The sequence below is a fragment of the Geminicoccus flavidas genome (assembly GCF_009806515.1).
Classification (GTDB): domain Bacteria; phylum Pseudomonadota; class Alphaproteobacteria; order Geminicoccales; family Geminicoccaceae; genus Geminicoccus; species Geminicoccus flavidus.
Genome location: NZ_WUJP01000954.1, coordinates 1 through 6,627 on the forward strand (window position 1 = coordinate 1; position 6,627 = coordinate 6,627).

The 6,627-nt window shown below is 70.3% G+C and carries 6 protein-coding genes; 2 read left to right on the forward strand and 4 right to left on the reverse strand.

What is annotated here, in order from left to right; translation table 11 throughout:
* Window positions 1-62: 62 nt before the first annotated feature.
* Entirely contained in the window at window positions 63-1,016 is a 954-nt protein-coding gene (locus tag EQG76_RS27405; protein WP_159718190.1) for a carbohydrate kinase family protein, read from the forward strand.
* A gap of 15 nt (window positions 1,017-1,031) precedes the next feature.
* On the opposite strand, the gene EQG76_RS27410 is transcribed toward EQG76_RS27405, so the two are convergent.
* The 4 genes from EQG76_RS27410 to EQG76_RS27425 form a co-directional block, all read right to left on the reverse strand.
* A complete protein-coding gene (locus tag EQG76_RS27410; protein ID WP_159718192.1) occupies window positions 1,032-1,958 on the reverse strand; it encodes an NAD-dependent epimerase/dehydratase family protein in 927 nt (308 codons plus the stop codon).
* A gap of 102 nt (window positions 1,959-2,060) precedes the next feature.
* Window positions 2,061-2,474 carry a response regulator gene (locus EQG76_RS27415; protein WP_159718194.1) on the reverse strand — a complete coding sequence of 138 codons (414 nt, stop codon included), beginning with the start codon at window positions 2,472-2,474 and terminating at the stop codon, window positions 2,061-2,063.
* Between the two features lie 253 nt (window positions 2,475-2,727).
* On the reverse strand, window positions 2,728-3,603 hold the full coding sequence (locus tag EQG76_RS27420; RefSeq protein WP_159718196.1) for an aldo/keto reductase: 876 nt from the start codon (window positions 3,601-3,603) through the stop codon (window positions 2,728-2,730).
* Between the two features lie 354 nt (window positions 3,604-3,957).
* A complete protein-coding gene (locus EQG76_RS27425) occupies window positions 3,958-4,461 on the reverse strand; it encodes a thioesterase family protein (protein WP_159718198.1) in 504 nt (167 codons plus the stop codon).
* Window positions 4,462-4,641: 180 nt separating this feature from the next.
* On the opposite strand from EQG76_RS27425, the gene EQG76_RS27430 reads away from it, so the two are divergent.
* Window positions 4,642-6,627 (forward strand): MG2 domain-containing protein (locus tag EQG76_RS27430; RefSeq protein WP_235031588.1); only part of this gene is annotated, 1,986 nt, incomplete at its 3' end.

The window sequence follows — 6,627 nt, forward strand, 5'->3', positions numbered from 1 at the left end:
GGGATCGGCTTCGAGGAGCGTGCCGTGCATCTGTTCGACAAGGCCAGCGGCGAGCGGCTCCAATGAGCCGCTTCGACGTCGTCACGATCGGCGAGTTGCTGATCGACCTGGTGCCGCTGCCATCGGCCGACGGCAGCATGCGCTTCGTGGCCAAGCCCGGCGGGGCGCCGGGCAATGTTGCGGTGGGGGTCGCCCGGCTGGGCGGCCGCTCCGCCATGCTGACCAAGGTCGGCGAGGAGGCGTTCGGCCGGATGCTGGTCGACACGCTGCGCACGAACGGGGTGGCGGTGGACGGCATCGCGTCGACTGCAGAGCGTCGCACGGGCCTGGCCGTGGTCACCCTCACGGACCAGGGCGACCGCGACTTCTTCTTCTATCGCGACGGTTGCGCCGATTCGGACCTTTTGCCGGACGAGCTGGCGCTCGACCTCCTGCGCGACAGCCGGGTCTGCCATGTCGGCAGCCTGTACCTGGCGCAGCCCACTTCGGCCAGCGCCCAGCGCTACGCCGTCGCCGCCGCACAGGCGGCCGGCATCACGGTCTCGGCCGACCCGAACCTGCGCGTGCATCTGTGGAACGACCGCGAGGCAATGCTGGCCGCCGGGCGCGAGGTCATCGGCCAGGCCAGGATCGTGAAGATCAGCGACGAGGAACTCGTCATGCTGACCGGGGTCGCGGACACGGAGGCGGCGATCCGCTCGCTCTGGCATGACGGCATGCAGGTGGTGGCAGTCACCCGCGGGCCGGAGGGCGCCGAGATCTTCACGATGGACGATCATGTCCGGGTGGACGGCTTCCCGGTGGAAACGGTCGACACGATCGGCTGCGGCGACGCCTTCATGGCAACAATGCTGGCGGAGCTGGTCGGACGCGACTTCCGGCTGACGGGGCAGGACGACCTGACCGCCGTGGCCAGGCGCGCCTGCGCCGCCGGCGCGCTCACCGCGACCCGCACTGGCGGGATGGAAAGCCTGCCGGACCAGGCCGCGGTCGACCGGTTCCTCGCCAGCCGCTGAGGCCGGCAGCCAGACCTATCCGGCGGCGCCGGGGCGGGAGCCGGATGCCCGCAGCGCCTCGGCCATGGTGCGGATGCCCTGCTCCAGCGTGACGGCCGGCCGGTAGCCGAGGTCGCGCTTGGCCGCGTCGATGCAGAACTGCTGCTGCACGTCGTCGTCGGGCAAAGGCCCCGGCCCGAGCGTGATGTCGGCGGACGGCAGGATCCGGCGGACCAGTTCTGCCGTCTCCTCCACCGTGCGGAAGTCGTCGCCGGTCAGGTTGTAGGCGGGCTGGCGGATCTCGGCCGCATCGAGCGCGTTGATCAGGCCGGCAGCGGCGTCATCGGCATGGATGTACTGGCGCAGGGCCGCACCGCCTGAAGTGGTCCGGGTGGGGCGACCAGCCAGCGCATCGTCCACCATGGTGCGCAGCATGCAGGCGGTCGTCCGGTTCGGGCCATAGACCCAGCTCAGGCGCAGGGAAACGGCGGAGAGGCCATGCTCGTCGGCATAGGCCGTGACGAGCTTTTCCGCGGCGAGCTTGGTGGCGCCATAGACGGTGGTGGGGTTCAGCGGGGCGTCCTCGGTCACCGGACCCGGCCCGGCATGGCCATAGGCACTCACCGAGGAACAGTTCACCAGCCGGCGCACCCGCCAGATCCGGGCGATCTCCAGCATGTTGGCGGTGCCCAGCACGTTCACCTGGACGAGATCATAAGGGTTGTCCTGCGATACCATCGGGCCGGAATGGGCGCCGCAATGGATGATGCCGTCCAGCGTCGTGCCGGCCGCGAGTCCGTGTAGGCGGTGGATGTCGCGCAGGTCGCAGGCCACTACCGCGGTCTCGCCCTCGCCGGATGCCGTGCGGTCGATGCCGATGACTCGATCACCGCGCGATCGAAGCTGGGCGGTGACCGAGCGGCCGATCAGGCCGGCGGCACCGGTGACGAGGATTGTGCTCATGTTCTGGTTTCCCTGCAGGAGGCCATGGCTTGGCTGGGTCGCCTGCCTCTGGCACCGAGCATGCCGGGAACATGAAGCAGGGGGAACCCGGCTCCGGCCGGTTCAGGTCGCCGGATCGCGCCGCGGCCTGGCGAGCAACTCGGCGAGCTTCTGCGCCAGGTCCCGCTGCTGGTACGGCTTGGCCAGCCGGGGCAGGGCTTGGTCTTCGCCCAGCGGCAGATGGGCATAGCCCGTGGTCAGCAGGATCGGGATGCCCGGGCACAGTGCGCGGGCCCTGACCGCGAACTCGGCACCGTTCATGCCCGGCATGGCATGGTCGGTCACGATGACGTCGACCCGCACCCCGCTCTGCAGAATCTCCATCGCCTGGGCACCGGAATGTGCGTCCAGCACGCGATGGCCCAGATCCTCCAGCATGTCGGCGGTGCTCATCGCGATCAGCGGATCGTCGTCGACCACCAGCACCGTGACCTGAGCCTGGTCGTCATCTTCTGCACTGTTCGGGGTGTCCACCACCTTGCTCTCCAAAATTCAGGCGTCACCGACGGTCGGCGGCCCCGTTCCCGGGTGAAGGCATGCGGGTCAGCGGGTGGACCCGGCACCGCGTCGTCAGGGCGACGGGCCGCGTCCAAGCCGGCGGCCCCATTCCCCGCCATGCCCTTCGGCCGCCATGGCCGGGCGGCATTCTCAATACCTGTCATATAACGCGCCCTGCCGCGGCGGCGATGCTCCGGGAGACGCAGTCGGGTGCTGTCTTTGCGTCCGGCGCTCAGGCCTGGGCCAGCGCCGCCACGTCTTCCGGCGTGAGCCGGATCGCGGCCGCCGCGACATTCTCCTCCAGGTGGTGGCGCGAAGTCGTGCCCGGGATCGGCAGGATCATCGGGCTGCGTGCCAGCAGCCAGGCGAGTGCCAGCTGGGCCGGAGTGCAGTGCCGGAGGGTGGCAGCACCTGCGAGCCGGCCGGTCGCCGCCGCCAGCGGCGCGCCGGGCCGGCTCGCGTCGGCGCCCAGCGGGCCATAGGGAAAGAACACGATCCTCGCCTCGGTGCAGGCGTCGACGATCGGGTCGTGGTCGAGCGCTGCCAGGCTGTAGCGGTTCTGCACCGAGGCGATCGGACCGGCACTGCGGGCGCGGTGCAATTCGTCCAGGGTCACGTTCGAGATGCCGACATGGCGCACCTTACCCTCGCGGACCAGGTCGTGCATGGCGCCGACCGATTCCTCGATCGGCGTGTCCTGGTCGACCCAGTGGAGCTGCAGGAGGTCGACATGGTCGCGCCGGAGCTGCAGGAGGCTGGCCTCGAGGACGGTCCGGATCGCCTTGGGCCGGCCGTCGCGATAGTTGATCCCGGGGCCGACCTTGGCGATACCGCATTTGGTGGTGATCACGAGGTCGTCGGGATAGGGATGCAGCGCCTGCGCGATCAGTGCCTCGTTGAAGCCCGGCCCGTAGGCATGCGCGGTGTCGATCAGGTTGACGCCCAGCTCGACCGCCCGGCGCAGCACCGCCACGCCATGTTCCGGATCGGGATAGGGCCCCCAGTTGCCCGGCTGGCCGGTCAGGCGCATGGCGCCATAGCCGAGTCGGGCGACCTCGAGTTCCCCGCCGATGGTGATCGTGCCCGCGTCCCTCGCGGTGATGGTCATCCGCTGCGCCTCCTGTGCGTGCCGTCCCCCCTGGTGCCACCCGCGCGCGCGCAGGTCACGCGGTAAACCGCGCTGGGCCGCCGGTCCGGGCTGACCTTGTCCGGCTGGCCAGGAAAACCGCGTTCATGTGCGCTTTGCCACAGACGGTCCATGGAGCGGCAGCTATTCGTCGGATGTACGGGCCGCTCGTCGTATGTGTATCGGCCCGTGGATACTCGTCCCTCGCGGACACACGGAATGTTGTGCTCGCGTGCTCATTGCGAGCCCAGGCCGGATCGACCCGGACAACCCGCGGGTCATCGTGTCGATCCGGCCTGGGCGCCATAACGACACCATGATGCCTGCCCAGTCCGGCTAGCTGCCGACGTGCGCGTTTCTGGGGCGCTCCAGCGAGATCGAGCGGCCGGCACCATCGGGCAGGGCCTCGTGGGCATGGAGTTCCTGCAGCCGGTTCAGACGTTCGCGGACCGGCGTGGCCCAGGGTGCCGAGCGGGGCCCGGACGTGTCGATGTTCACCAGCAGCATCTCCGCCGTCGCGAGCGGGGCCGCGTCGTCGCTGCACTTCATCCGGTGGAACAGGCGCAGCCGCTTGGCATCCAGCTCAAGCACCCGGCTGTCCACCTGCACCTCCACCCCGGCGCCGACCTCCTGCAGATAGCGAATGTGGGTCTCCAGCGTGTACACGGTCATGCCGTTGGCGCGTCGCCATGCGTCGTCCATGCCGATCAAGTCGATCAGCGCATCACTGGCATAGCTGAAGACCAGCAGGTAGTAGGCCTCGTTCAGGTGACCGTTATAGTCGAGCCAGTCGGGCCGAATGATCGTGCGGTGCAAGGGCTCCAGCGCATCCGCCTGCATCCCCGAACCTCCCGTTCATGATGCCGCCACCGCCGGCCTTCGACCGGCCGCCAAGGCGACGTCGCATCCTCTCTGCCGGCGCGCAACAGGTGTCGCAGCATCCGGCCGCCGATTGCGCTGTTGCCGCGATTGGGCTTCCACTTTCGTCAAGCCATTTAAGACCACCCGGCGAGACCCGTCATGCGCATCGCGGCGACCCTGGCCCTGCTCGCGTCCGTCGCCGGCGGCTGTGCCGCCGGCCTGCCGGGCCAAGCCCTGGCACTGGAGGCGACCGGGATCGACGTCTCCTCGGAGCGGGCCCTGCCCGAAGCCTGCGTCACCTTCGACGAGCCCCTGGCGCAGCTCTCCGACCTGGAGCTGCGCTCCTATGTCCAGGTCGAGCCGGCGGGCGACCGGGCGCTGTCCGCACGAGGCGGCCGGCTGTGCATCGGCGGGCTGCAGCACGGCCACTCCTATCGCGTCCAGGTGCGGGCCGGCCTGCCCGCGGCCGCCGGTAGTAGCCTCGAGGCCAGCGCCGCCTTCGAGGCGGCCGTGCCGGATCGCGCACCGGCGGTCAGCTTTCGCGGCAATGGCGACGTGGTGCCGCTCGGCACTGATCCGGTGCTGCCGGTGGTCAGCGTCAATGTCGACATGGTCCGGCTAGACCTGTTCCAAGTTACCGACCGCGCCCTGATCCAGCGCCTGGCCGAGAATGCGGTAGGTTGGCAGCAGAGCGACTGGGACTTGCAGCGCCTGCGCGAGCAGAGCGGCCGCCTCCTGTTCTCGGGCAGCGTTGAGGTCGCGGTCGAGCCCAATCGCGAAGTCACCACCGCCGTGCCGCTGGCGGACCTGCTCGCAAAGCGCGAGCCCGGCGTCTACATCGCGGTCGCGCGGCCGGCCGATGCCTCGTCGGAGCAGTGGCAGGGCCTGCCGACCCGCTGGTTCGCACTGACCGATACCGGCCTGCTTACCTGGCAGGGCGAGGACGGCTTGCTGGTGCAGGCGGCGAGCCTCAGCGACGGGCGGCCGCTGGCCGGGCGCGAGCTCGTGCTGATGGCGCGCGCCAACCGCCGGATCGCGGCTGCCACCACCGGTGCCGACGGCTTTGCGCGCTTTGCTGCGGGCGAATTGCGCGGCGAGGGCGGCGACGCGCCGAGAGCTCTGTTCGCCTACGGGCAGGACGGCGACTTCATCTGGCTCGACCTGGAGCGCGCAGGGCTCGACCTCACCGACCGTGGCGTGGCGGGGCACACCCCGCCGGGTGCGCTCGACGCCTTCTTGTGGACGGAGCGCGGCGTGTATCGGCCGGGCGAGACCGTCCATCTGGGCCTCCTGCTCCGCGACCGCGACGCCCGGGCCGTGCCAGGTCAGAAGCTCGTGCTGGTGACCACCAGGCCGGACCAGGTCGAGGTCGACCGGCGCCAGGTGGACCCCGCTGCCCTGGGCGGTGCCCTGGTCGAGCTGCCGCTGGCGGACAGCGCCTTTCCCGGCACCTGGACGGTGACCGCGCATCTGGGCGACGGCACTGCCCCGATCGGCCGGGTCGTGTTCGCCGTGGACGACATCGTGCCGCCCCGGCTGGAGGCGACCCTGACCGGCCCGGTGACGATCGCCGCCGGCAGTATGGTCGAGCTGCAGGGCCAGGCCGACTACCTGTTCGGCGCGCCCGGAGCCGGGCTCGCGACCGAGGCCGAGCTGGTGGTCCAGCCGGATGCGGAGCCGTTTCCGACCTGGCGGGGCTGGCGTTTTGGCCTGGAGGAGGAGCCGTTCCAGCCGCAGCGCCAGGCCCTGAAGCTGGTGGCCACCGATGCGGCTGGGCGGGTGCAGGTGCCTGTGGCGCTGGGCCCGGTCGATGCCGCCGGACCACTGGTGGCGAGCGTCGAATGGCGCGTGAGCGATCTTGATGGCCGGCCGGTGGTGGCGCGCCATGAGATGAAGGTGGCGCAGGCCGGCCATGTCGCGATCCGGCCGGACTTCGCCAGAGAGCTGCCGGAGAACGGCACCGCCGGCTTCGCGTTCGCGGCGATGGATGACGCTGGTGCGCCCAGGGCGGGCGTCGCCCTCGAATGGCGGCTGTTCGAGGAGGATGTCGACTATCTCTGGGTGCGCCAGGGCGGCGACTGGAGCGTAGAAACGGTGGTCACCGACCGGCTGCTCGATTCCGGCCGGGTCGAGAGCGGCACAGAC